The organism is Pseudomonas sp. Eqa60 (assembly GCF_018326405.1).
Classification (GTDB): domain Bacteria; phylum Pseudomonadota; class Gammaproteobacteria; order Pseudomonadales; family Pseudomonadaceae; genus Aquipseudomonas; species Aquipseudomonas protegens.
In genome coordinates this window covers 2,757,914-2,779,870 of sequence record NZ_AP024342.1, presented here as the reverse complement: position 1 = coordinate 2,779,870, position 21,957 = coordinate 2,757,914, and the positions used below count along the sequence as shown (strand labels likewise).

The window sequence follows — 21,957 nt, the reverse complement described above, 5'->3', positions numbered from 1 at the left end:
GGTGAGACAAACTCATTTTAATCGCGATGATCACAAGTTCCATTCATGATCAAACAGGCAGATCAGACACTGCCGCAGGAGGCCGCGCCCCCTTCAGGCTCCTGCCCGGGGCGGCCCGGGCCAGCTACAGGCCTGCGACCCGGTGCAGATCTGCGCCCCCTCAGCGGCGAGCCAACTTATACCTCAGGCAATCCTCGTTAAAGCTTTTGCGCAGTGCCTCGGGCTTGATCCGCGAGGGGCTGTCGTAGGTCTGCTCGGTGATGCCCAGGGCCATCATGCGCATCCAGCCCTTGCTGAACTTGTAGGTCTGGATCTTCTGCCGCGCCGCATACAGCGACACCCCGGACAACTTCAATTCCTGGGCCCTGGCGGCAGTGCCCGCCCCCCAGCTGCAGACATACCGGTCATTGGCCGCCAGCTCCCGGGCCTGGGCCGCAGAAGCCCCGCCCAACAGGGCAAACGAAGTCAGCGTAATCAACACATGGCGCATTTTGCGGTCACCTAACCACCTGAAAATAAAGTGATTTTGGCGACACTTCAGACTGCCCGGGGCCAGTACTTTGCCTTCTCGATCAAGGCAATGTGCCTGCCAATGCTGGCCACTCGCGCGGCACAGGCGCACCCGCCGCTGACGCCAGTCGATCAACTGCAACACGCTGAAGCCGGGTTTTTCCGCACCCCGGGAGGGCCCACCGTGGGCCGACTCGATAACCGACGCTAGCCACTGCTGCACGCCCCGGTCCGCCTCCGACGCCCGCCCGCGACTCCAGAACCGCATCGCCACGGCTGCATCGCGCACGGAGGCCGAAACGCCAGTATTCCTACGAGGAATGCACGGATAAAAAACCTGCATTTTATTTATCGACCAGGATCTCCTAGCGTGGGCGCTCCCCCCTTGGAGAGACCGCCGTGACCGCTTCCCGCCCGCGCCTGTACGTCGATGCCCAGTTCACCAGCCCCTATGCCCTGTCCGTGTTCGTGGTGCTGCGGAAAAAGGGTATCGACTTCGACCTGCTGCCCCTGGACCTGGACGCCGCGCAGAACCGCGAGCCGGCCTACACCCGCCTGTCCCTGACCCAGCGCGTGCCGACCCTGGTGCTGGACGATTTTGCCCTGTCCGAATCCTCGGCCATCGCTGAATACCTGGAACAGCTATTCCCGCACAACCCGGTCTATCCCCAGGACCTGCGCCAGCGTGCCAAGGCCCGCCAGGTCCAGGCCTGGCTGCGCAGCGACCTGCTGCCGATCCGCCAGGAGCGCACGACCCTGGTGGTGTTCTACGGCTGCAAGGGCGAACCGCTGTCGCCCCAGGCCCAAGCGGCGGCTAACACCCTGGTGGAGGCCGCGCAGGAGCTATTGGCGGATGGCCGCGACTTCCTGTGCGGCCAGTGGTCGATCGCCGATGTCGACCTGGCGCTGATGCTCAACCGGCTGATCCTCAACGGTGACCCGGTGCCGGCGAGCCTGGTGGACTATGCCCGGCGCCAGTGGCAACGGCCGGCAGTGCAGGAATGGGTGCAGTTGCCGCGGCCGGCGCTGTAGGGCCTGGAGCGCCGGGTGATGCGGCCATCGGCGTTGACCTGACGCTGGCCGGGGAGTCTGCGGCTGGCGCGGCTAGGCTTCTTGCGGTTGGCGCAGGTAGGCGAACATGTGCTGGGCATAATCGGCCTTGCCCAGGGGCACACCGTTGTGCCGCAGGATGTTGTAGGCCGTGACCAGGTGGAAATAGAACTGCGGCGTCGCCCAGTTGCGCGCGAACTCCTCGCCGTTCATGTCGAAGGCAATACCGTTGTGCAGCTCGATGGCGATGGCCCGCTGGCCACTGCTGTCGATCAGCTCGCGGTCCGCCGCCGCCAGGAACGCCAGGGTGTCTTCGATCAGTGCCCTGGCCTCGGCCATACCGGCCGGCGCCTGCAATGCAGTCACAGGCTGCCCGCTCAGGCGCTGTACCGTTTCCCGGGCCTGGGTGCAGGCAAAACGCACCTGGGCCGCCAGGTCATACATGTCCGGTGCCAGCCGCGACTGCAACAGCACCTGGGGTTCGAACCCCCGCTCCCGGGCCTGCTCTTCGCCCTTGGCGAGAAAGCCCTCCAGGGCGCGCAGCATCTGGGCAAAACAGGGAACGGTGAGGGTGTAGATCGACATGGGTGTTCCTCGATGAGATCAAGACACAGGGGCTGGGTGCTGCCCGTCGCCCCGCCATAAAAGCCGATGGATCCTAGCAGATGTCCCCCCTCTCTCAAGCCGCGGACAATGCCAGAAAAGTACCCCTGGGCCGATCCGGCTGGTATGGTGCGCCCCTTGAGAAATACACCGCCTGACAGTGAGGAAAATGACCTTGAGCAGTGAAGCAAAAATGACCGGGGACCTGTTCGAAGTCGACAAGCGCCTGGCCCTCAAGCCCATCGTCGATTTCAACAGTTACCTGCGCGCGGCCTTCGCCGATGGCCCCTGCTCCTGTGGTCGCTGCGTCGCCAGCCAGGGTGACGAGAGCGGCTACGACTACCAGCACACCTTCAACTTCGCCGGCCGGGTGGCCAACCGGCGCTTCGCCTCCACCGCCGGCAGCGATGTGCTGCAGGCCCTGAAGAAAGCCTGGCTGTCCTTCACCAAGGCCGAGCTGCCGGCGAGCGGCGATCTGGACCTGGCAACGGTCAAGGAATTCGTCGACCCCCAACTGCACAAATTGCTGGTACCGCTGTTCGTTGCCAGCGGCCTGACCCGCGAAGTGGATGGCCAGTTGCAACTGCAGGCGCAAGTGGCGGCTTGAACAGCCGTACCGCCTAAAGCCAGCGCCGCACACGCTGGCGATACGCCGCAAAATCAGCCCCGAACAACTGCCCGAGCGCCCGTTCTTCGGGGTAGATCTGAAAGCGGTTCATGTACAGGACGAACCCCAGCACGCCGAGCAGCACCAGGGGCGAGGCCAGGTACAGCCCCCAGGCCAGCAGCCACAGGGCAAAGCCGACATACATCGGGTTGCGTGTGTACTGGTAGATCCCCGAGGTGACCAGGGCCGAGGCGCTGGCGGGTTTCAGCGGGTTGACCGTGGTCTTGGCCCGGCGAAAGGCAAGCCCTCCGGCCAGGACAAACAGCAGCCCGGCCATCACCAGCGGCAGCGCCAGCAACAGGCGTGTGCCCAAGCCCGGATCCAGGCCCGGCAAGCTGCGCGCGAATAGCCCCATCAACACGGCGAACAGGGCCGCGACAAGGGGGGTGGAATGCGGTTTTCCAAGGCCTGCATGGTGCCTCTCTCCTCTGCCCGGGTTCAGGTCCGGGGCGTTACAGGTTGTCCGTCACCCGGCACAGCTTGCTGTCTTTCAACGGGGCCGCAGCATATTCCTTCGAGCCAAGCGGCGCCTGCTTGAGCATCACCGCGCACTTGTACATCCCCGAGGCTTCCAGCTGGTAGTCCATGCCTGCCTTGGGCACGAAGCTGAACAGGTTGTAGCACTGGTTGCCCAGGTAGTGGAACGCCATGGGCTGCCCGGCCGGCACCAGCACTTCGGTCCGGGTACCGGGCACTGGGGGAGTCTGCGGCGCCGCCATGCCCAGGCTTTCACCGTTACGGTTGGCGTAGCCGTCCCGGGCAGCCACCACGACCCCGGCACCGGGCAGGCGGAAATCCACGCAGTCGGACCTGGGCACACCGCGCACCATGCCGTCGCTGATCACCCGCAGGCGCACGGTTTCGCCACCCGGCGGCGTGGAATAGGGCGTGGAAAAGGACCGCACATCGGTCAGGGCGCCGCAGCCGGCCAGCGCCAGCAGCAGGCCGGCGAGACCCGGCAGGCGCACGCGCCCTATGCAGGTGTTGAGGGGATGAGGCGATTGACTCACTATGTCGCTCCTTGCGGGTCGGGTTCCTGGGCAGCTGCTGCGATCAGCAGCCGGCGTTTTATAAAGGGTTCACCCACTCGCGGCAATGCTGGCCCTGAAACTTCGGAAACCCTGACCATGCAAAACCAGCATCAAGGCAGTTGCCTGTGCGGCGCGGTGACTTACCAAGTGTGCGGCGCGCTGAAAGCCGTCACCCACTGCCATTGCCACAAGTGCCAGAAGGGCCACGGCGCGGCCTTTGCTTCCTACGCCAGTACACCGCGTGCGAATCTGGAAATCCGCGACCAGAGATCGGCGCTTAAGGTGTACGAATCATCCCCTGGCGTGCTGCGTCAGTTCTGCTGCCACTGCGGCTCTTCGTTGTTCTGGCAGGACACCCAGGGCGAATATCGCCAGTGGATTTCCATCGCCATTGCCACCCTGGACACGCCCTTCGCAGCCCCCAGGCAACAGCATTACTGCGTAGCCATGAAGGCCGACTGGTATGCAATCACCGATCAGTTCGACCAAGTGCAATAAGCCACGCCGCACCCAGAGGAATGCCCCTGTCATGACCCGGCACTTCAGCTACGTCTGGCTCCTGCCGTTGCTTGAACGCCCCTACGAATCGGTCGCAGCCGACCTGCCTGGCGCCCTCGCCGGGCTCAGGATAGAACCCCCGCCGGGTGAACCGCTGTGCCTGCGCCAGTTGCTGCTGAGCGCCCTGGGGTCCGGCTCCGAACACTGGGAGCACTGTGCTGTGGCATGGCTGGAAGCCGGCTTCCCGCTGGATCGCGAGCTGTGCGAAAGCCTGCTGCACCAGGTCTCGCAAAAAATGTTCAGCCAGCCCATCCGCCATCGGCTGACCACCCTCGGCAAACGCTGGCTACGCCAGGACAACCAGGCCCGTACCCACGACTCAAACCCACGCCACTAGCGCGCCGCGACGTCCTTGGGTTTGTAGAAGCTGAAGCTGCCGATCTCGGTGGTCTTGATATAGGCCCGGGACCAGTCCGGCGAAACACTGCGGTCGTGAAAGAACAGCGCGCCGCCGGTACGGTCCTTGAGCTGCTGGTTCAGCGCCTTGCGGGCAATTTCCTTGGCGATGGTATAGCGGCCCTCTTCCTCCACCTGGTCGGGCCGGCCATCGCACCACCAGGAGAACTGGCAGGGGCTTTTTTCCGAACCCTGCTTGACCACTTCGCACACCGTCCCGGGAAAACCCTCATGGCCCAGGCGGTTCAGCACCACATTGGCCACGGCCTCCATATCGGCGCTTTCACCGCCCTTGGCTTCCCAGTAGATGGTCCGCGACAGGCACGTGATGGCGTCGTCCACCGGGGCCTGGCCGGCCGGGTCCACGGCCTGCACTTCGGTCTTGGTGATGGGTGCCGCCTGGGGCTCGGCCTTCGGGCTCTCCTTGTCCGCGGCTTTCTGCTCCAGCGCCTGGGCCTTGTCCTGGGCAGCGGCCTGCACCGCCGGCTGCGGGTCGGCGGCCCAGAGCTGGGCTGCGGGCAACAACAAGGCAAAACACAGGGTCCTGACAATCCAGCGCATGATCGATCCTTCCCGAAAAACCTTTACCCCCTGCCAGCGCCGCCCCTGAACGTACCTGGCGGCAGAGCGGCGCAACCGGTTGCAGCATGGCCGGCACAATGGCGCGTCGAGGGGGAGCGAACGGGTCACCGGGGGCCATGTTGAATCGACCATGGGCCGCGCGAATCATTCCCTGGTGCCGCAAGCCCTGCACAAAGCCCAGGACAAGGCTCCCGTGGAAATTCGCTGGTAATGATAAGAATTCTCATTAGAATGCCCAGCCATTCACGCTGAGCCGTATCAGGTAGTGGGAGCAGTGGGCGATGGAAACCGGAGACGACCAGCAACAACTCAGCGCGCTGTTCATTGCACAGCGCGGGGGGCTGATCCGCATGCTTGCGCGGGTGGTGGGGTGCGCCAACCTGGCCGAGGACCTGGCCCAGGAGACCTACCTGCGGGTGGCCAAGGCGCTCAACGCCCGCCCCATCGAGCACTTGCAGCCGTTCCTCTATCAGACCGCCCAGTACCTGGCCTTCGATCACCTGCGCAGCCAGCGCAGCAAACGCCGCTTCGAGTACCAGCCCACCGACGCCAGCCAGCTCAGCGAAGTGCCCACCGCTGCCCCCGGGCCGGAAAGCCATGTCCAGGGCCAGCAGCAGTTGCACTTGCTGCAACAGGTACTGGCCACCCTGCCCAAGCGCCAGCAACAAATCCTGGTTTTGCATAAACTGCATGATCTTTCGCAAAGCCAGATTGCCCAGCGCTTGCAGGTTTCCCTGAGCACGGTGGAAAAGGACCTGCGCCATGCACTCAATGCCTGCATCAAAGCCACCGACCGGCAGAACCCCGATGACTGAACACCTCAGCGCCCTTCCCGGCGACGCCATTCGCGAGCAGGCGAGCTACTGGTTCACCCAGCGTGAGGCCATGACCCACAACCTGCCGCTGCGCCAGCGCTTTGAACAGTGGCGCAACAGCCATGCGCAGCACGCCGAGGCCTACCGCGCCCTGGAAGACCTGTGGCAGGCCAGCGCCTTCGAACAGGCCCTGGAACAGCTGGCGCTGGGCCTGGACCTGCCGGCCGCGCCGGCCCCCGCCACGCCGCGCAGAAAACGCCACCGCACTCGCTGGCTGGCCGCCGCGGCCACGGTGCTGGTGATGCTCGGTGCCGGCTGGTTCGGCGACCTGCCACTGCGCCTGCAGGCCGATCACCTGAGCGCGGTCGGCGAACTCCAGCGCTTCGACCTGGCCGATGGTTCGCACATCGTGCTGGGCAGCGACAGCGCCATCAGCAGCGACTTCAGTAACGCCCGGCGGCGCATCCAGCTGCTGCGCGGCGAGCTCTATGTCGAGGCCTTCCACGACCCGTCCCGGCCGCTGACCATCGAGGCCGGCAGCGCCACGGTGACCGTGGTCGGCACCCGCTTCAGCGTCAGCCGCCAGGCCGACGGGGTGACCGTGGCCGTACGCGAAGGCCGGGTACGCCTGGCCGACGAAAACGGCCAGCAGAGCCTGCTGCAAGCCGGCAACTGGCAACAGTTGCAGGGCCACCAGTTGCTGCCCCTGAACCCCGAGGGCAGCGAACGGCAACTGGCCTGGATCAACGGCCGCCTGTCCTTCCAGGACGCACCCCTGGCCCAGGTTCTGCAAGAGCTGCGGCGTTACTATCGCGCACCGATCCTGCTGTTCAACGCCGACGCGGCGCAGCAGAAAGTCAGCGGCAACTACCAGCTCGATGACCCGCAGGCCATTGTCCGGGCCCTGAGCAAAGTCACCGCCACCGAGCTCACCCGCCTGCCGGGCGGCATCCTGGTACTGCGCTGAAACACTGCCCGGGGGGGCTGAAAAAAAGTTTTACGGCTTTGCCGAGGCCAACCCGTCAGGGTGTTTGCTTATGCAAATCATTCCTATTTCGTACGGGACTTCCATGCACCTTCCAACACTCACCCCGGCCCGCAGCATCCTCGCGCTGGCCATCTGCCTGGCCTGCAACCCCGTGATGGCGGTCGAGCCCACCACCGCTACCGGCAACCAGGCAGCCGCCACCTACAGTTTTGCCATCGCCCGCCAGTCCCTGGCCAATGCCCTGGACCAACTGAGTACCCAGAGCGGTTTGCAGATCGCCTACTCCGCGGCACTGGCCCAGGGGATCGAGTCGGCGGGGGTCAGCGGGCGCATGAGCGCGGAACAGGCACTGGGCAAGCTGCTGGCAGGCACCGGCCTGGGTTTTGAACGCAACGGCGCCAACGCGGTGCTGCTGACGCGCCTGCCCCAGAGCAGCCAGGCCGTGGAGCTGGAGGCCACCCAGATCGTCAGCAACCAGTTGGGCACCGTCACCGAAGGCAGCGGCTCCTACACCCCAGGCACCATCGCCACGGCGACTCGCATGGTGCTGACCCCGCGGCAGACACCGCAGTCGATCACCGTGGTCACCCGGCAGCACATGGAAGATTTCGGCCTCAACAACGTCGACGACGTGATGCGCCACACCCCGGGCATCACCGTCTCGGCCTACGACACCGACCGCACCAACTACTACGCCCGCGGTTTCTCGATCAACAACTTCCAGTACGACGGCATTCCCTCCACCGTGCGCAACGTCGCCTATTCGGCTGGCAACACCCTCAGCGACATGGCCATCTACGACCGGGTGGAAGTGCTCAAGGGTGCCACCGGCCTGCTGACCGGCGCCGGCTCCCTGGGCGCCACCATCAACCTGGTGCGCAAGAAGCCCACCGCCCAGTTCCAGGGCCACGCCTCCCTGGGCATGGGCTCCTGGGACAACTACCGCAGCGAACTGGACGTCAGCGGGCCGCTGACCGAAACCGGCAATGTTCGCGGCCGCGCAGTGGCGGCCTACCAGGACAAGCAGTCGTTCCTCGACCACTATTCGCGCAAGACCTCGACCTACTACGGCATCCTCGAATTCGACCTGTCCCCCGACACCCTGCTGACCGTGGGCGGCGACTACCAGGACAACATCCCCAAGGGCTCCAGCTGGTCCGGCACCTTTCCGCTGATCAACGCCACTGGCGGGCACAACAGCATGTCGCGCTCCTACAACAACGGCGCGACCTGGAGCGGCTGGGAGCAATACACCCGCACCGCTTTTGCCATGCTCGAACACGACCTGGGGGATGGCTGGGTCACCAAGCTGCAACTGGATCACAAGATCAACAGCTACCACGCCGAACTCGGCTCGATCCAGTTCGACGAACCGCAGACCGATGGCACGGCCAAGGTCAACGCACAGAAGTACACCGGCGACACCACCAGCGATTCCGCCGACCTGTACCTGAGCGGCCCCTTCAATCTGTTCGGCCGCGAGCATGAACTGGTGCTGGGCGGCTCCATCGCCAACTCGCGCTGGACCGGCAAGGGCTACTGGTCCCCGGACTTCCCCGGGGCAAGGGTAACGTGGTGGACTTCTACAACTGGCACGGCAAGATCGAACGGCCCATCTGGGGGCTGCCGGCCCAGCGCACCGACGACACCGTGCGCCAGACCGGCACCTACATGACCACCCGCCTCAACCTGATGGACGACCTGAACCTGTTTCTGGGCGGGCGCGTGGTCAACTATCACCTCACCGGCCTGACCCCGTCCTACAAGGAAAGCGGACGCTTCGTGCCCTACGTCGGCGCGGTCTACGACCTCGACGACCACTTCTCGGTCTACGCCAGCTACACCGATATCTTCATGCCCCAGGAAAGCTGGAACAAGGACAAGGACAGCAAGCTGCTCAACCCGGACGAAGGCCAGAACTACGAGCTGGGGCTCAAGGGCGAGTTCTTCGAAGGCCGCCTCAACAGCAGCCTGGCCTACTTCGAAGTGCACGAGACCAACCGCTCGGTGCCGGACGATGCCTACAACAACCAGACCCCGAAGCCGGACAACTACGCCTTCAAGGGCGCCAAGGCGGTCACCAAGGGCTACGAGCTGGAGATTTCCGGCGAACTGAGCCCGGGCTGGCAAGTGCAGGCCGGCTACACCCACAAGATCGTGCGTGATGACGAGGGCGACAAGATCTCCACCTTCGAGCCGCAGGACCAAGTCAACCTCTACACCAGCTACAAGCTCAAGGGCGACCTGGACAAGCTGACCGTCGGTGGCGGCCTGCGCTGGCAGAGCGAGGGCTGGTATTCGGTCTACAACGCACCGCGCAAGATCAACGAAGACATTTCCCAGGAGGCCTACTGGCTGGTGGACCTGATGACCCGCTACCAGATCACCCAGAACCTGTCGGCGACCCTCAACGTCAACAACATCTTCGACAAGTCCTACTACACCAACGTCGGTTTCTATAACTCGGCGGCCTACGGCGAACCCCGCAACTTCATGCTCAGCACCCGCTGGGACTTCTGAGCCGGCGGCCCTGCCGGGCCACCCCGCCCGGCAGGGCACCAAGCAGCATCAGTGCCCGTCAGCCAAGCAGGCCCGCCTGCTTGAGCAGGTCCGCCAAGCCCGCGGGAACCAGCGGCGTCTGCTCGGTGAAGCTGGCGCTGCCCTGCCAGCGGGCCACGAAGGGCGCGCCATCGCTTTCCCGGGCATCGAGCTGGGCACGCTGGTAGACACTCGGATCGTCGAAGCGGGCGTCGTAGACCTGGACGAACTCATGGCCGGGCTTGCCGGCATAGGTGAACAGGCTTTCCAGGGTGCCGATCAGGCGCAGGCTGTTGATCGACAGCCCCAGCTCTTCCTGTATTTCTCGAACGATTGCCTGGGCACTGTGCTCGCCAAAGTCGATGCCGCCACCCAGGGGGCGAAACAGCATCTGTTGCTTGTCGGCATCAAAGAACTGATTGACCAGGATCTTGCCCTGGTGATGGAAGATGCACAGCGCGAGCGCGCGGATGCGGGGTTCAGACATGGGGTGAAGTCCATTTGCCGAGACGAGGCGCGGCATTAGAACACGGCGCCAGGCCCCTCAGCCAACGTAAAAATATTTCACCGCCAAGGCCGGGACCTCCTCCATCGCCGACCACAGTTGCTCGTCCAGTTCGCCACTGATCAGCTCATGTTCCTCGTCGCTCAGCAGCCCGGGAATGTCCCACAGTTGCTCCAGTTGCGGGTGGTCTTCCAGGTGCGCGATCAGCTGGCGCTGGCGGCTGACCAGGGCCCGAGTGTTGCGCGCGCCGATCGCGGCCAGGGTGCTGAGCGCCAGCTCGCAGGTCTGCGGCCCCCAGTTGCAGAAGAACTGCAGGAAGCCGCCGTTGTAGCCGTCCGCCTCCAGCCGCCACAGCGCGACGATGGCCTGGTCGTCCGCCGGCAGTTGCTGCAGTTGCCAGTCCAGGGCCTTCAAACGAGCCATGGACTCATCGCACAGGCATTCCCAGATCCAGTCGATGGCGTTGAGACTGAGCACCGGCTCGCCCAGGTGCGGCCAGGACACGGACCAGCCCCGAGGTGCGATGGCAAAATCCGCCCGCTGCTCGGGCGTAGCCTCCCGCAGCCGGCTGTAACGGCTCAGGGGCTGGCGCAGCCGCAAGCCGTCGGCCCAACTCAGGCAGAGCATTTCATCCTCGAAGGCGACGTGGGTGATGGGGCTGAGGTTCATCAGACAGGACCTTTGGGCAATCTAATTCAGTCGTAAGCGGCCGGACAGCGGCGCGGGCCGATGCCGTGGAGCACCGTGAACAGCCCACCGCCCAGCAGCCCCAGCAGCAGGAACGGAAAGATCCCACGGTTGAGCAAGGGGATCCAGTAGTCCAGCCCCGAAGCCCCCTTCAGAGACCCGGCGAACAGCCCCGGGGCGCCGGACAGCAGCCAGATCAGCACGCCACTGAGGCCACCGCCGATCACATAGCGCCAGCCAGTGGCGAGAAAGCGCTCCACCAGCCACAGCACCGGCCAACTGACCAGCATGCTGATCCAGGCACCGATCATGGCCCCCAGCAAGAATACCGGCAGGCTTTCCGCGCCCTTGGGATAGAGGGTTACCGCGACGCCTCCCAGGGTCAGCGCCCCCGACAGCGGCACCGCCAGCAGCCGCCGCAAGCTCTGCCCTCGCCCATGGGGCGGCACCGACAGCTGATCAATCCCACGGCTCAGCAGGCTGTACAAGCCAGCCAAGGCCAGCCCGCCCGCCAGCGGCAGCAGCAACAGCTGCATCCATGAAGTACGCACCAGCACCGTGGCCACCAGGCTCAGGATCAGGCTGATCCACAGGTAGCGCGCCCTGGCCTGCGGGCAGCGCCGCTCAGTCCACAGCAACAGGGGAATGCCCAGGACCATGGCGATCACACTGCCAAACAGAAACCCGGAAAACAGCTCCGTGCCATTCCAGCCCTTGATCAGGCCCTTGATCACGGCGTAGACCAGGCCAGCGCACAGGGGCAGTGCAAACAATCGCAGTTCGGCGTTGGGCCGCATGGGGTTCTACCTGGGGTGGCAACGGGTGCCGGGTTGAAGGAAGGTGCGTTTCTACACAAGTGCGGCGGACTAATCCAGTGCCGGAGAAACAATGCAACCTTGAGCCCGGCAATGGCTTATTGCTCAATATCGGGGTATACAGCTGGGCGAAAATTCATCCAGACATCCACCGTAAAAGACCACCCACCGCAAGTCGCTGCACTGCTGTCAGAGCAGAACAAGCATTGGCTTACAGGCAGCCGCCGAGTCCTGTTGCAAGCTCAACAGCAGCTCTGCGACCAGGGCGTGCCCAGCACGATCACCTTGGCACCTGAAACAGCCGGCGCCATTCCTCTGGACAGGCCACTCTGCCACGCTGACTCGGTCCTGTCAGCGCTCCGGCGCAGGTTGCAATGACCCAGCGTTGACCGACGCGATACGAAAGGAAACTCGACGTGCTGGCAAGACTGAACGGGCAGGAATTGCATTTCTTTGGCACACCCAAAGCATTCAATGCCATGGCACGAGCCATTCGCAAAGGCCGGCACGGCGACTCTCAATCAATGCCGCTGGAGCAAGAGCAATCCAGTTTCAGCACCTTGTTCCTGAGTTGCTCCGGTCAATCGAGCAGGATCTGGATTGAGCACAGCGAGGTTCATATCCAGTATGCCGAGGCCAGTAAAAACCGACTCTACCCTTGCCTCTCCATGCCCGCTGAAACAGCGCCGGGTGCGCTTTTTTTCATCGACAAGCGGCATCAGGATCACCCACCGCTGCTCACCGACGACTCGCTAAGCCTTGTGCTGCATGTCATCGCGAACGACGCCGATGCTTGAACTGCATCAGAAAGAGTAAACAGGCCCATGAAAATCTACCTCGACGACGAACGCCAAACCCCGCAAGGCTGGGTTCGCGCCTACTGGCCGGACGAAGTGATCGCGCTGCTGAAGGCCGGTGGCGTCGAGGACATCAGCCTCGACCACGACCTCGGAGATGATCAGCGCGGCACCGGTTACGACGTGATCCTGTGGATCGAAGAGGCCGTGGCCCTCAATGGTTTTCATCCGCCGCGTATTCACATCCACTCGGCCAATGCCAGCGCCGTGGAAAAAATGCGCGCCGGCGTGCAAGCGATCGATCGACTGGCCCGCAACAACGGATGCCGCCAATCAACCCATAACGCAGGCAACTGACCCCATGAGCGGCAACCTGTATGGATACATCCATTGCTTTGACCCTTCGCCGGCTGCCGAAGCGCACAATCGTGCGGTGCTGCAAAGCCTGCCAGTGACGGGGGCGCAGATCACCCGGGCGCTTTTCAGCGTGCTGCCAAACAGCCGGGGGCACTGCTACTTCGGGCATATGTTGCACTTCGCCACCTCCCCCAAAGGCAGTTACATCTTCGATGATTCGTGGCTGGCCGAGTACGAAGCCCTACTGGAGCGCCTGTTCTGGGACAACTCGGAAGTGGTGCATACCTACTGCGGCGAACGGCGCACCTGGGACTCCAGTAAAACCCACGGGCTCGAGCAACCGACAGGCTTGAAGATCAGTAACAGGAAGGTCTTCCCCTCCTACCACGACCTGGAGCCCGTCGACGACAGCGATGCGCCGACGCCGGGCAACAGCTGAGCTGCCAGCGCCCGCTTGATAATCGCGCTATTGGGCTACGCAGAACCTGCGGCGAGCGGCGCCAGACTGAGCCAGTCGGCCCTCAACAACCCGTACTGCACCAGATCATGATGAGTCCCCAGCCAGTATCCCGCCTGCCGTGAAAGCCCTTCGCGGACAAAGCCCGCCCGCTCCAGCAATCTGAGGGACGCCAGGTTTCGCGGATGCACCTGGGCCTCGATACGGTTGAGCGCCATATGCTCGAAGCCCCAGCCAACCACGGCCTCCAGCGCCTCGGTCATCAGCCCCTGCCCTTGCGCCGCACGCCCCAGCTCGAAACCGACGGCGCAGCTGCGCCACTGCCGGTTCCATTTGAACAGGCCGCAGGTGCCCAGCAGGCCCGGTTGGTTGTGGCGTTCGATGGCCCAGCGCGTCCCCGGGTTGGGCAGGCTGCGCCAGCTGGCAAACAGCGCCAGCAGTTGCTCGGCCTGCGGGTAGTCGGTGATGGGGTCGGTGCCGAACCACTGCATGGCATCGGCGTCGCTGTGGATCGCGAACAATGCCGGGACATCGGCCGGGCACAGTTCCCTGAGGATCAGGCGCGGGGTGCGGATAACGGGAAAGTCGCTCATGGGGATACCGCCCTAGCCTGCCAGCTGCTTGCGCAGGATCTGCGCATACTCGTCCTTGATCTGCTCAAAACCGTACTTGTGCTCCAGGCGCTTGACGGTGAAGTGCCCACGGGCCATGTCCTGGTAGAAGTCGGTGAACAGCGCATTGATGGTGGCGCCGGTAAAGGCGCCGATCACCGGCACCGCCTGGGCCGCGAACTTGCTGGAGATGGTCACGCCGTAACGGCTGGCGACTTTCTCGATCAGCAGTGCCAGCCACTTGCCCACCTGCCCCGGCGACAAGCTGCCCACCGCCCCGGCACCGCGCTTGGCGGCAATGGCCGCCAGCTCCTTGGACAGTTGCTGCATGGCCTGGGTGGTGAAGCTGCGGGTGATGTAGTAGCCAGTTTCCGTGGCGTCGTCGGCCTGGCTGTTGCCGCCCATGGCGAACACTTCGATGCAGGCCTGCTTGGTGGCAAAATCCGCCAGATCGAAGCCTTCGCTGCGGGCCACATCGGCCACCGAGCGCATCATGATGGTGGTGGAAATGGGCAACTCGACAAACAGCGCGGCAAAACCGAAGGCCCCGCCCACAGCGCCGGAAGTGGCCGCGTACATCTTGTGCAGCAAGGTCGATGCCGGCTTTTTGGGCGCGTTGTCCAGGCTCCACAGCGCCGCATCGGCGGAGCTGTGCAGGGCCGCCACCACCGCGCCGTTGATCTTTTTCGCCACCACCGCCGGCAGCGCCTTGACCGCACTTTCGATGGGCGAACCCAGCAGCCCGGACAGGCGCGCCGTCAGTGAAGGCGACTCCAGCAAGGCGACGGCGCGCTTGAGGTCCTGGTAATCCGCGGGATGGTCTTTGATGCTCACAGGCGTCTCCATGGGTGGCTGTTCACTGCCTCGGGAAAGAATAAACCGTTGCCTGGCAGCGTCGTGGCTCAATTGCGCGTCCGGCGATAGGCAGGACTAAGGCTTGGCTGGCTCCAACAGCAGGTCCGCAGCCTGCGTCGGGTATTGGACCTTCATCCGCTCCAGGCATTGCAGCAGCAGTTGCGCGTCCCGGGGCAGGCGCCGGGACAATGCTGGCAAGCCGCTGATATGCAACTGTTCGGGCATTTCCACCAGCCCGGTAATGGCGTCCCAGAAGGCGTCCCAGTTACAGCCGTACCAATGGGGAAAACCCAGGGCATCGCGCAGCACCAGGTGCAGTTCAGCGGTGCTCGTCACCTGGCTCAGGTCGATGTGTTGCAGGGGCAGGCGGCTCATTCGTCATTCCTTGGGGTGATGGCTTGAAGGGGCTTTCGCTGGCTGGCCACAAGGGCTTCAGGCCAGCGGCTGGACACCCGGCTGGCGCTGCAACTGCTCCCAGCCCAGCTTGCAAAAGCTCTCCAGCAGCTTGGCCAGATGCGAACTGGCGGTCTGCGGTGACATCCCCGCCGCTTCGGCCAGGGCGCTGGCGGACAGCGAGCTGCCATCGGACAGGATGATGAGCATGCCCCCCGCACCGGCTCGGCGAAGGTTTCGCCGCACACTTCGATCCAGCCCGAAGCATTGTGTGCAAAAAGGTTCGTATAGTCGCACCGCACTGCGGCAAAGGAAATACGCCCCCATGGACCTCAAGCACCGCCTGCAACGCCAGGTACTGATCGCCCCCTGCCGGAGCTATGGGGTGGTGATCCTCGACACCTCGATCGTCAATGTCGCCCGGGAATCCATCGCCCGGAACCGGGATGCCGGCATCACGGCCCTGCAATGAGTCATCAATGCCTACCCCCTGAGCTTCGCCAGCCTGCTGCTCACCGGCGGCCTGCCGGGGGAGCGGTTTGGCGCCCGGGCTCAACAAAGCCGCCGTCGCCGGCCAGGCGACAGCGGCGGCTGCCTCTCCCCTTACAGGTGCTGCTGGAAGAACGGCACCAATTGCGCCATGGCCAGCGCCACCGTTTCGGCGCGGTCGTACAGGTCGTAGTGGGACCCGCCTTCAGCGACCACCAGATGCTTGTCCCGGGAGGCCGCGCGGCCATGGATTTCCAGGCCGTCGCGGTAGGCACCGAAGCCGCCGGGCTTGTCGCCGACCACCACCATCAGTGGCTGGGTCAGCAGCACCTCGGCCTGCAGGAAGGCATCCCAGCCAAAGGCCGCGCTATTGAAGGAAAACAGACCGCTGGTGGCGCCGTTTGGCTGCTGGCCCCGGGCGGTCTTGTAGTACTCGGTGGCTTCCAGTACGTCTATGTCGCTGATGCCGTTCTGCTGCGCCTCGGCTACCGATGCTGGCAGGTAGTCGATCACATGACGCGCCTCGCCCCGGGCCTCGGCGGTGCGCTGCTTCGCCATGGCGTGCAAGGCGCTGACCGGATCGAAGTTGCTGAAACCTTCGCGGATCAGGCGGCCGAAGTTGACCCCGGTAATGGAGGCCAGGGCCTTGATCCGGTAGTCGGTCATTGCCGCCTGGATGGTGTAGCCACCGCCACCACAGACACCGATGGCACCGATGCGCTCGGGGTCGACATAAGGCAGGGTCACCAGGTAGTCGATGGCGAAACGGATGTCCGACACGCGAGTGGCCGGGTCTTCGATAAAGCGTGGCTGGCCGCCGCTGGCGCCCTGGAAACTGGCGTCGAAGGCGATGACCACAAACCCGGCCCGGGCCAGCCCGGCGGCGTAGATGTTGCCGGAGGTCTGCTCCTTGCAACTGCCGATGGGATGGGTGCTGACGATGGCCGGGTAGCGCTTGCCCGGGTCGAAATCCGCCGGCAGATAGATGTCCGCGGCGTTGTTCCAGCCGAAGTTGGGGAAGCTGACGTGTTCGATGCTATTGCTCATGACCGTACTCCTTGAGCCGCCCTGGGCAGGCTCGTCTGGATCGATAGGCGGACCGCTCGCTCCCGTGTGCGGGAGTGCGGAGTCGGGCGTTACCGAAAGCGCCCGGGACACGGCAGGCCTTGGGGCTGCTGCGTCGTCGGGCACCAGTATAGAAATGGCTCGCGGCGAAACCTTGCCTATTCTGACGGCAAGTTTGCCTGTTTTGCGGATTCTGCCGGCTCACCCCGAAGGCTGTTTCGCTGCAACACAAACAGCTAGAAACAGGCCTATCCGTGGCGGATCGAATGGTTAGGCGCCCAGAGCCGCGCCACAGCCTGTTTGCCTATTTCGCTGAACCCTGCACTGCAACCTGGCCCTTACCCGGCCTCGCGCATCCTGCGGATATCCCGCTGCGGCGGCGCGCCGAACACCCGGCTGTATTCCCGGCTGAACTGCGAAGCACTTTCATAGCCCACCAGCCCCGCGGCGCGCCCTGCATCGATGTTCTGGCTGAGCATCAACTGCCGGGCTTCCTGCAGGCGCAACTGCTTGTGGAACTGCAACGGGCTGACGCCGATGATGGCGCGAAAATGCTGGCGGAAGGTGGACGGGCTCATATGGGCGCGCTGCGCCAGATCATCGACGCGCAACGGCTGGGTGAAGTTCTGTTTGAGCCAGGCCACGGTCTTGAAGATCTGCTGGGTCGGCGAACCCACCGCCAGCAACTGCTGCAACGCCAGGCTGTAGGGCCCGGCCAACAGCCGGACGATGATTTCCTGCTGGATCAATGGCGCCAGCTGGGGAATCAGCGCCGGCTCGTCGAGCAAGCCCACCAGCCGCTCCAGAGCGCTGGCCAGCCCCGGCTCCAGTTCATCCACCACCACCGTCCGATAATCGCTGGCCCGCGAAGGCGGTGGCGGCTGCATCTGCGCGGCGGTTTGCAGGATCTGGTGCATGTCCAGGGTCAGCATCATGCCCAGGAAAGGTTCGGCCGCCGAGCCCTGGGTCACCCGGGCCACCACCGGCTGGTCGATGCTGGTCAGCATGCCCTGCCCGGCCCGGTAATTGATCACCGCCTCTTGCAGCAGCACCTGCTTGCCGCCCTGGGCAATCACCCCCAGGCCCAGGCTGTAGATGCAGGGAATGGCCGAGGTCGGCGTGGAACGGCGGTGCAAGGTCAGGTTGGGCACGGCGCTGGGAAAGTCGCCGGAGTGCGGGGTGTGCCGGGCAATCAGGGCCGCGAGTGCGGTGGAGGTTCGGGGCTGGGTCATGGGCGGGCAATCGGAAGTGGCAACAGTACAGGCGGCCACTGTGCGCCGATTGGCCATGCAGATCGAGTTTTTCTTCACGGCCTCCAGGGCGGCGGACACGGGTCGATATCCGCCTCGGGGCAGTAGTGGCTGGCAAAAGCAGGCGATCCAATGGCAATCCCTTGCCCACTACGGCCAACTTCTGCCCGCCATTGCTGCTGGCGCCGCTGCCAACGCCGCGCCGCATCATGTTCAGGGCTCATGGCCCGGGTTTTGCTCTGCTTGGCCAGAACCCACCCAGGAGCAGTCTCATGACAGGAAGCATCTCAAACTCGACATCCCTCGTAGCCATGGGCCTCAAGGGAATCACCAGGGCGCTAGAGAATGGCACGCTGAAGTCCATGAAAATCCAGGTAGAGAATGCGACGCCACAAATGCAGGCGAAGATCGACGCCAGTTTTCATGAATCGCAAATCTCGGACGCCAAACTGATAGCCCAATACAGAGCCAACCCCACCTGGGCGACATTCGACGACAAGAGCAACTCCGTCCAACTGCCCGATGTGCAGTCCCTGGGCAAGGACGACGCCACCCATGTGCTCAAGGGCCTGCAATACCTGATGGAAATCGGGCGCCTGGACGGCAAGACGGTCGTTGCCAAAAACGGCGGCCAGACCACCGACAGCCCCGCGCTCTATCAGGACTGGCTGCTGGCGCGGATCGGCGTCGATGCCCACGCCTGAGTAGCCGCAGCCCAGGCTGCGGGAACGCGCTGCATGCGGGTTCGCCAGCCAGGGCTCGAGGGTTCAGACCAGGCGTTTGTGCAGGAAGAAACGCCGGTGCTGCGGCGGGAAATCCTCCAGCCGGCCGAATTCGCTGAAGCCATGCCGCTGATAGAACTGCGGCGCCTGAAAGTCGAAGGTATCGAGCCAGATGCCGATACAGCCCTTTTCCCGGGCCAGCTCCTCGGCCATGTTCAGCAATTGCGAGCCCGTGCCCTGGCCCCGTGTCTGCTCGGGGACCGCCAGCAGCTCGATGAACATCCAGCGATAGAAAATCTCCGCCTGCAGGCCACCGAGAATCTCACCGCTGTGCTCGTCGCGAACCACCAGGGCGATGGCCTCGGGCTTGGGATCGCCCGCCTGGGCCCGGTTGTGGGCCCGCAAGGGCTCGAGGATCGCAGCGCGCACCTCCGGCCCCGGGTTCATCAGCATGTCGATACGCGTACTCATTCGCCGTTTCCTTGGATGATGGCTGTGCCGGACCGGGGTGAAAGCGCCCCACGATCCTCTCTGGAGGATCGTGGGTTTGGCAAGGCTGCGCTACCTGGCCGTCGCTGTCGCAACTAGCGGCTGACGTACTGCTCGGTCTTGCTGTCGTAGACATAGGTGAGGTTGTCTGCGGCCGCCAGCGAACGGACCTTTCCCGGGCCCTCGAAGGTAGTGCCGCTGACCTTGACCTGCACCTGCGGCAGCGGCTCCTGGCCGGCGACGAAGCTCAGCTCACCGTCGCTGCCGATGCAGGGCATGACCGCGCCGTCGTCGCAGGCCGCGGAGTTGTCCTCGCCGGTGCGCACCTGGCCCACATAGGACCAGACCCAGCCATCGTCTTCGGGTTTCTTGTTCGGATTGAACACCAGCATGGTGTAGCCCCTGGTGATCACCCCATTGTCGAAAGTGGCCGTGGGCACCGCCAGCAGTAGGCGGCCGTCAGCGGTACGGTGCTCAACGGCCTTGCGCTTGGTGTCCACTTCCTCGGGCTTCTCGCCGCCGCCGAAGAAGCCGATCTTGCGTTCGATGCTGCGAATGGAATAGGCCTGCTTCTGGCCCGGGTTGGTGAGTTCGAAGGTGGCATCGGCCAGCCGTACCTGAACCTCCGGCGCGGCAAAATCCTCGCCCTCGCGGGCGGCGCGGTCCCGGGTGTGCCAGACAAAGGTGGCGTAGTAGTGCTTGCCGTCGAAGTCCAGCTCCTGGCCGTACCAGAAGGTGGCGGTAACGCCGTCTTCCAGCTCCACCTCTTCATCCTGGTCCGGCACCTCGACGTTCTGCATCACCGCCAGCACTGCGCCGGGAGGGATCGGCGCACCGGCCTGGGCCAGCATCGAAGCCGCCAGCATGCACGGCGCCAGCAACCAGCCGGCCAGTCGCGCAGCCAGCCGGCCTTCCTTGTGCAGACCTGTATTGCTCTTGATTTTCATCCCTGGAACATCCCTGTAGAACCGATGAGAAAACGCCGGCCACGCAAGTGGCCAATGGCATGACGCGCGATCATATAGCCAGCGTTTCATCAGCGACAAGATGCTGGCAAATGGCAAGCGCAGGCCGCCGGCAAGCGCAGCACCGGGCAAGGCGCGCTTGTTCCTGCGCCAGCCTTGTGAGAGGTTGCTGCCTCACTCGACTTGAAGACCGCCATGGATATTCGACCGACGCAAACCAAGGACTGGAGGCTGTTGAAGCAAGTTCGTCTCGCCGCGCTGCAGGACGCCCCGACCGCGTTCGGGGTCAGCTACCAGAGTGCCGCCCGGTACAGTGACCAGCAGTGGCAGGACCGTGCCTCGGGCGCGACCAGCGCATTCTGGCTGGCCATCGAGGATGGCCAGCCCCTGGGAATGATCGGCGCCGCAGTCAGTGAGGCAAACCGCTACAACCTGATCGGCATGTGGGTCGCACCCGCGGCCCGTGGCTCCGGCGTGGCGGCCCGGCTGGTGGAAGCGGTGAAGTCGCGCGCACGGGAACAAGGCCATGAGCGGGTGTTCCTCGACGTCTCCCCCGCCAATGCCAGGGCCGCGAGTTTCTATCTGCGCCAGGGGTTCGCGTTCATTGATGAGTGGGAGCCTCTGCAAAGCCACCCCCACATCCAGGTGCAGACCATGCTCTGGACAGTGCAGGGCTGACTGCAACGGCCTCTTCGGCATCAGGCCCGCCGGTTAGCCCTCGCCAATGCCGCAAGCGGCAGGCCCGTACCCTGGACCGCCGCCCTGGCTTGCCGGTGGTGCCGGCTGTTCTGGGAGCCCGCCAAGCGATCAGCGGGCCATGTCGAGGACCAGCCTGCCATGGCCATGGCGGCCCCTGCTTTTTTCCAGCGCCTGCGGGGCGTCACTCAGGGGGAAGGCTTGGACAGCGACCTGCAAGCGGCCCTGGTCGAACAGCTCGGCAATCCTCGCCAACTGGCCACCATCACCACGGGTGGCGAAATTCACCGGGGTCACGCCATAGTCGTTGGCCAGGGTGATGTCGGGCTGGCTCACCGGGGAAACCAGCACCCCGTGCCGTTTCAACAGGGCGAACGACAGCGCCTGGGTTTGCTCCCCCACCAGGTCCAGGACCACATCGACCGCGGGCCGCCATTGAGTGAAATCCTGGCGGCGATAGTCGATGACCTGATCGGCCCCTAGCCCTTTGAGGTAGGCATGGTTGTCCGCCGAAGCGCTGGCGATGACCTCGGCCCCCAGGTACTTGGCGATCTGCACCGCCATGCTGCCCACACCTCCTGCCGCGGCATGGATCAACACCTTCTGCCCGGGCTGTACGCCGGCATGTTCGGTCAGGGCCTGCCAGGCGGTCAGCGCCGTGGCGGGCACGGCGCCGGCCTGCAACGCAGTGAGGGAACGGGGCAGCAACGCCAGCGAGGATTCCCGGGCAACCGCCTTGCCGGCATAGCCGCCCGTGATGTTGATGAAACCGAACACCCGGTCACCGACCTCGAACCGGCTGGCGCCCCGGCCGGTGGCAAGCACCCGCCCGGCCACCTCCACCCCCGGGGTGAAAGGCAGTGGCAACGGGATGAATGCCTGCATGGCACCGGACAGGATCTTCCAGTCGATAGGGTTGACTCCAGCACCGGCGACATCGATCAGCACTTCACCTTCGCCGGCCACAGGGTCGGCAACTTCTTCCAGGCGCAGGACATCGGGACTGCCGTATTGGTAGGCACGTATGGCTTTCATGGACACCTCGATCAGGCAAGAAAACACAGGG

28 protein-coding genes and 2 pseudogenes are annotated in these 21,957 nt (G+C 64.4%); 13 read left to right on the top strand and 17 right to left on the bottom strand.

The window, feature by feature from the left end; all coding sequences use genetic code 11:
- Positions 1-160 precede the first annotated feature (160 nt).
- On the bottom strand, positions 161-490 hold the full coding sequence (locus KI242_RS12820; RefSeq protein ID WP_015635164.1) for a hypothetical protein: 330 nt from the start codon (positions 488-490) through the stop codon (positions 161-163).
- A 419-nt stretch (positions 491-909) separates the two neighbouring features.
- Here KI242_RS12820 and yfcF point away from each other — a divergent pair, with 419 nt between their 5' ends.
- A complete protein-coding gene (gene yfcF / locus KI242_RS12815) occupies positions 910-1,542 on the top strand; it encodes a glutathione transferase (RefSeq protein ID WP_212806223.1) in 633 nt (210 codons plus the stop codon).
- Positions 1,543-1,614: 72 nt separating this feature from the next.
- On the opposite strand, the gene KI242_RS12810 is transcribed toward yfcF, so the two are convergent.
- Complete coding sequence (locus tag KI242_RS12810) at positions 1,615-2,145, bottom strand: DUF1993 domain-containing protein (RefSeq protein WP_212806222.1); 531 nt, start codon at positions 2,143-2,145, stop codon at positions 1,615-1,617.
- A 187-nt stretch (positions 2,146-2,332) separates the two neighbouring features.
- On the opposite strand from KI242_RS12810, the gene KI242_RS12805 reads away from it, so the two are divergent.
- Positions 2,333-2,770, top strand: a complete 438-nt coding sequence (locus KI242_RS12805) for a hypothetical protein (protein WP_019094994.1) — start codon at positions 2,333-2,335, stop codon at positions 2,768-2,770.
- A 13-nt stretch (positions 2,771-2,783) separates the two neighbouring features.
- Here the strand turns inward: KI242_RS12805 and KI242_RS12800 are convergent.
- Together KI242_RS12800 and KI242_RS12795 are read right to left on the bottom strand one after the other, a co-directional pair.
- Positions 2,784-3,244, bottom strand: a pseudogene (locus KI242_RS12800) (isoprenylcysteine carboxylmethyltransferase family protein).
- A gap of 38 nt (positions 3,245-3,282) precedes the next feature.
- Positions 3,283-3,840 (bottom strand): hypothetical protein, encoded by a 558-nt coding sequence (locus KI242_RS12795; RefSeq protein WP_212806221.1) that lies wholly within the window; start codon positions 3,838-3,840, stop codon positions 3,283-3,285.
- 117 nt (positions 3,841-3,957) lie between these two features.
- Between KI242_RS12795 and KI242_RS12790 the strand changes: the two genes are divergently transcribed.
- Positions 3,958-4,359: a GFA family protein gene (locus KI242_RS12790; RefSeq protein ID WP_011060695.1), complete on the top strand. Its 402-nt coding sequence runs from the start codon at positions 3,958-3,960 to the stop codon at positions 4,357-4,359.
- A 31-nt stretch (positions 4,360-4,390) separates the two neighbouring features.
- Complete coding sequence (locus tag KI242_RS12785) at positions 4,391-4,756, top strand: hypothetical protein (RefSeq protein ID WP_015635158.1); 366 nt, start codon at positions 4,391-4,393, stop codon at positions 4,754-4,756.
- On the opposite strand, the gene KI242_RS12780 is transcribed toward KI242_RS12785, so the two are convergent.
- Positions 4,753-5,376 carry a cell wall hydrolase gene (locus tag KI242_RS12780; RefSeq protein ID WP_015635157.1) on the bottom strand — a complete coding sequence of 208 codons (624 nt, stop codon included), beginning with the start codon at positions 5,374-5,376 and terminating at the stop codon, positions 4,753-4,755. The genes KI242_RS12785 and KI242_RS12780 overlap by 4 nt on opposite strands.
- A gap of 302 nt (positions 5,377-5,678) precedes the next feature.
- Here KI242_RS12780 and KI242_RS12775 point away from each other — a divergent pair, with 302 nt between their 5' ends.
- The 3 genes and pseudogenes from KI242_RS12775 to KI242_RS12765 all read left to right on the top strand — a co-directional run bounded on the left by KI242_RS12775 (position 5,679) and on the right by KI242_RS12765 (position 9,720).
- Positions 5,679-6,212 carry an RNA polymerase sigma factor gene (locus KI242_RS12775; protein ID WP_011060692.1) on the top strand — a complete coding sequence of 178 codons (534 nt, stop codon included), beginning with the start codon at positions 5,679-5,681 and terminating at the stop codon, positions 6,210-6,212.
- Positions 6,205-7,179 carry a FecR domain-containing protein gene (locus tag KI242_RS12770; RefSeq protein WP_212806220.1) on the top strand — a complete coding sequence of 325 codons (975 nt, stop codon included), beginning with the start codon at positions 6,205-6,207 and terminating at the stop codon, positions 7,177-7,179. The genes KI242_RS12775 and KI242_RS12770 overlap by 8 nt, the downstream gene beginning before the upstream one ends.
- A 70-nt stretch (positions 7,180-7,249) precedes the next feature.
- Positions 7,250-9,720: pseudogene (locus KI242_RS12765) on the top strand (TonB-dependent siderophore receptor).
- Between the two features lie 58 nt (positions 9,721-9,778).
- Here the strand turns inward: KI242_RS12765 and KI242_RS12760 are convergent.
- Genes KI242_RS12760 through KI242_RS12750 form a run of 3 tightly spaced genes read right to left on the bottom strand, consistent with a single transcriptional unit; the run spans position 9,779 to position 11,727 of the window.
- Positions 9,779-10,225, bottom strand: a complete 447-nt coding sequence (locus KI242_RS12760) for an NUDIX hydrolase (RefSeq protein ID WP_169893659.1) — start codon at positions 10,223-10,225, stop codon at positions 9,779-9,781.
- 57 nt (positions 10,226-10,282) lie between these two features.
- Positions 10,283-10,912, bottom strand: coding sequence for a DUF4375 domain-containing protein (locus KI242_RS12755; protein ID WP_053150720.1), 630 nt, complete (start codon positions 10,910-10,912; stop codon positions 10,283-10,285).
- A 26-nt stretch (positions 10,913-10,938) separates the two neighbouring features.
- Positions 10,939-11,727 carry a hypothetical protein gene (locus KI242_RS12750; RefSeq protein ID WP_077933861.1) on the bottom strand — a complete coding sequence of 263 codons (789 nt, stop codon included), beginning with the start codon at positions 11,725-11,727 and terminating at the stop codon, positions 10,939-10,941.
- Positions 11,728-12,161: 434 nt separating this feature from the next.
- Between KI242_RS12750 and KI242_RS12745 the strand changes: the two genes are divergently transcribed.
- From KI242_RS12745 to KI242_RS12735, 3 genes are read left to right on the top strand one after another with little or no spacing between them, the layout of a single operon-like run.
- Positions 12,162-12,542 (top strand): hypothetical protein, encoded by a 381-nt coding sequence (locus KI242_RS12745; protein ID WP_065363708.1) that lies wholly within the window; start codon positions 12,162-12,164, stop codon positions 12,540-12,542.
- Positions 12,543-12,569: 27 nt separating this feature from the next.
- A complete protein-coding gene (locus KI242_RS12740; RefSeq protein ID WP_011060685.1) occupies positions 12,570-12,899 on the top strand; it encodes a cyclic-phosphate processing receiver domain-containing protein in 330 nt (109 codons plus the stop codon).
- Positions 12,900-12,903: 4 nt separating this feature from the next.
- Positions 12,904-13,338: a hypothetical protein gene (locus KI242_RS12735; protein ID WP_152686122.1), complete on the top strand. Its 435-nt coding sequence runs from the start codon at positions 12,904-12,906 to the stop codon at positions 13,336-13,338.
- 35 nt (positions 13,339-13,373) lie between these two features.
- On the opposite strand, the gene KI242_RS12730 is transcribed toward KI242_RS12735, so the two are convergent.
- From KI242_RS12730 to KI242_RS31765, 4 genes are all read right to left on the bottom strand, one after another.
- Positions 13,374-13,949, bottom strand: a complete 576-nt coding sequence (locus KI242_RS12730; RefSeq protein WP_161466966.1) for a GNAT family protein — start codon at positions 13,947-13,949, stop codon at positions 13,374-13,376.
- 12 nt (positions 13,950-13,961) lie between these two features.
- Positions 13,962-14,813 carry an EcsC family protein gene (locus KI242_RS12725; protein WP_093409056.1) on the bottom strand — a complete coding sequence of 284 codons (852 nt, stop codon included), beginning with the start codon at positions 14,811-14,813 and terminating at the stop codon, positions 13,962-13,964.
- 84 nt (positions 14,814-14,897) lie between these two features.
- Positions 14,898-15,197 carry a barstar family protein gene (locus KI242_RS12720; RefSeq protein ID WP_212806219.1) on the bottom strand — a complete coding sequence of 100 codons (300 nt, stop codon included), beginning with the start codon at positions 15,195-15,197 and terminating at the stop codon, positions 14,898-14,900.
- Positions 15,198-15,254: 57 nt separating this feature from the next.
- The gene (locus tag KI242_RS31765; RefSeq protein ID WP_019095004.1) at positions 15,255-15,425 is read right to left on the bottom strand and encodes a winged helix-turn-helix transcriptional regulator; all 171 of its coding nucleotides are present in this window, start codon (positions 15,423-15,425) and stop codon (positions 15,255-15,257) included.
- Positions 15,426-15,540: 115 nt separating this feature from the next.
- Between KI242_RS31765 and KI242_RS12710 the strand changes: the two genes are divergently transcribed.
- The gene (locus KI242_RS12710) at positions 15,541-15,687 is read left to right on the top strand and encodes a hypothetical protein (protein WP_174824046.1); all 147 of its coding nucleotides are present in this window, start codon (positions 15,541-15,543) and stop codon (positions 15,685-15,687) included.
- 131 nt (positions 15,688-15,818) lie between these two features.
- On the opposite strand, the gene KI242_RS12705 is transcribed toward KI242_RS12710, so the two are convergent.
- Both KI242_RS12705 and KI242_RS12700 read right to left on the bottom strand, forming a co-directional pair.
- A complete protein-coding gene (locus KI242_RS12705) occupies positions 15,819-16,751 on the bottom strand; it encodes an alpha/beta hydrolase (RefSeq protein WP_011060678.1) in 933 nt (310 codons plus the stop codon).
- Between the two features lie 356 nt (positions 16,752-17,107).
- A complete protein-coding gene (locus KI242_RS12700) occupies positions 17,108-18,058 on the bottom strand; it encodes an AraC family transcriptional regulator (protein WP_015635145.1) in 951 nt (316 codons plus the stop codon).
- 233 nt (positions 18,059-18,291) lie between these two features.
- Here KI242_RS12700 and KI242_RS12695 point away from each other — a divergent pair, with 233 nt between their 5' ends.
- Positions 18,292-18,723: a hypothetical protein gene (locus KI242_RS12695; RefSeq protein WP_015635144.1), complete on the top strand. Its 432-nt coding sequence runs from the start codon at positions 18,292-18,294 to the stop codon at positions 18,721-18,723.
- A gap of 63 nt (positions 18,724-18,786) precedes the next feature.
- Here the strand turns inward: KI242_RS12695 and KI242_RS12690 are convergent, their stop codons facing one another.
- Together KI242_RS12690 and KI242_RS12685 are read right to left on the bottom strand one after the other, a co-directional pair.
- A complete protein-coding gene (locus KI242_RS12690) occupies positions 18,787-19,212 on the bottom strand; it encodes a GNAT family N-acetyltransferase (RefSeq protein WP_011060675.1) in 426 nt (141 codons plus the stop codon).
- A gap of 113 nt (positions 19,213-19,325) precedes the next feature.
- Positions 19,326-20,177, bottom strand: a complete 852-nt coding sequence (locus KI242_RS12685) for a hypothetical protein (RefSeq protein WP_041774174.1) — start codon at positions 20,175-20,177, stop codon at positions 19,326-19,328.
- 213 nt (positions 20,178-20,390) lie between these two features.
- Between KI242_RS12685 and KI242_RS12680 the strand changes: the two genes are divergently transcribed.
- A complete protein-coding gene (locus tag KI242_RS12680) occupies positions 20,391-20,873 on the top strand; it encodes a GNAT family N-acetyltransferase (protein ID WP_155494409.1) in 483 nt (160 codons plus the stop codon).
- Between the two features lie 129 nt (positions 20,874-21,002).
- Here KI242_RS12680 and KI242_RS12675 read toward each other — a convergent pair whose 3' ends face one another.
- The gene (locus tag KI242_RS12675) at positions 21,003-21,926 is read right to left on the bottom strand and encodes an NADP-dependent oxidoreductase (RefSeq protein WP_171053474.1); all 924 of its coding nucleotides are present in this window, start codon (positions 21,924-21,926) and stop codon (positions 21,003-21,005) included.
- Positions 21,927-21,957 lie beyond the last annotated feature (31 nt).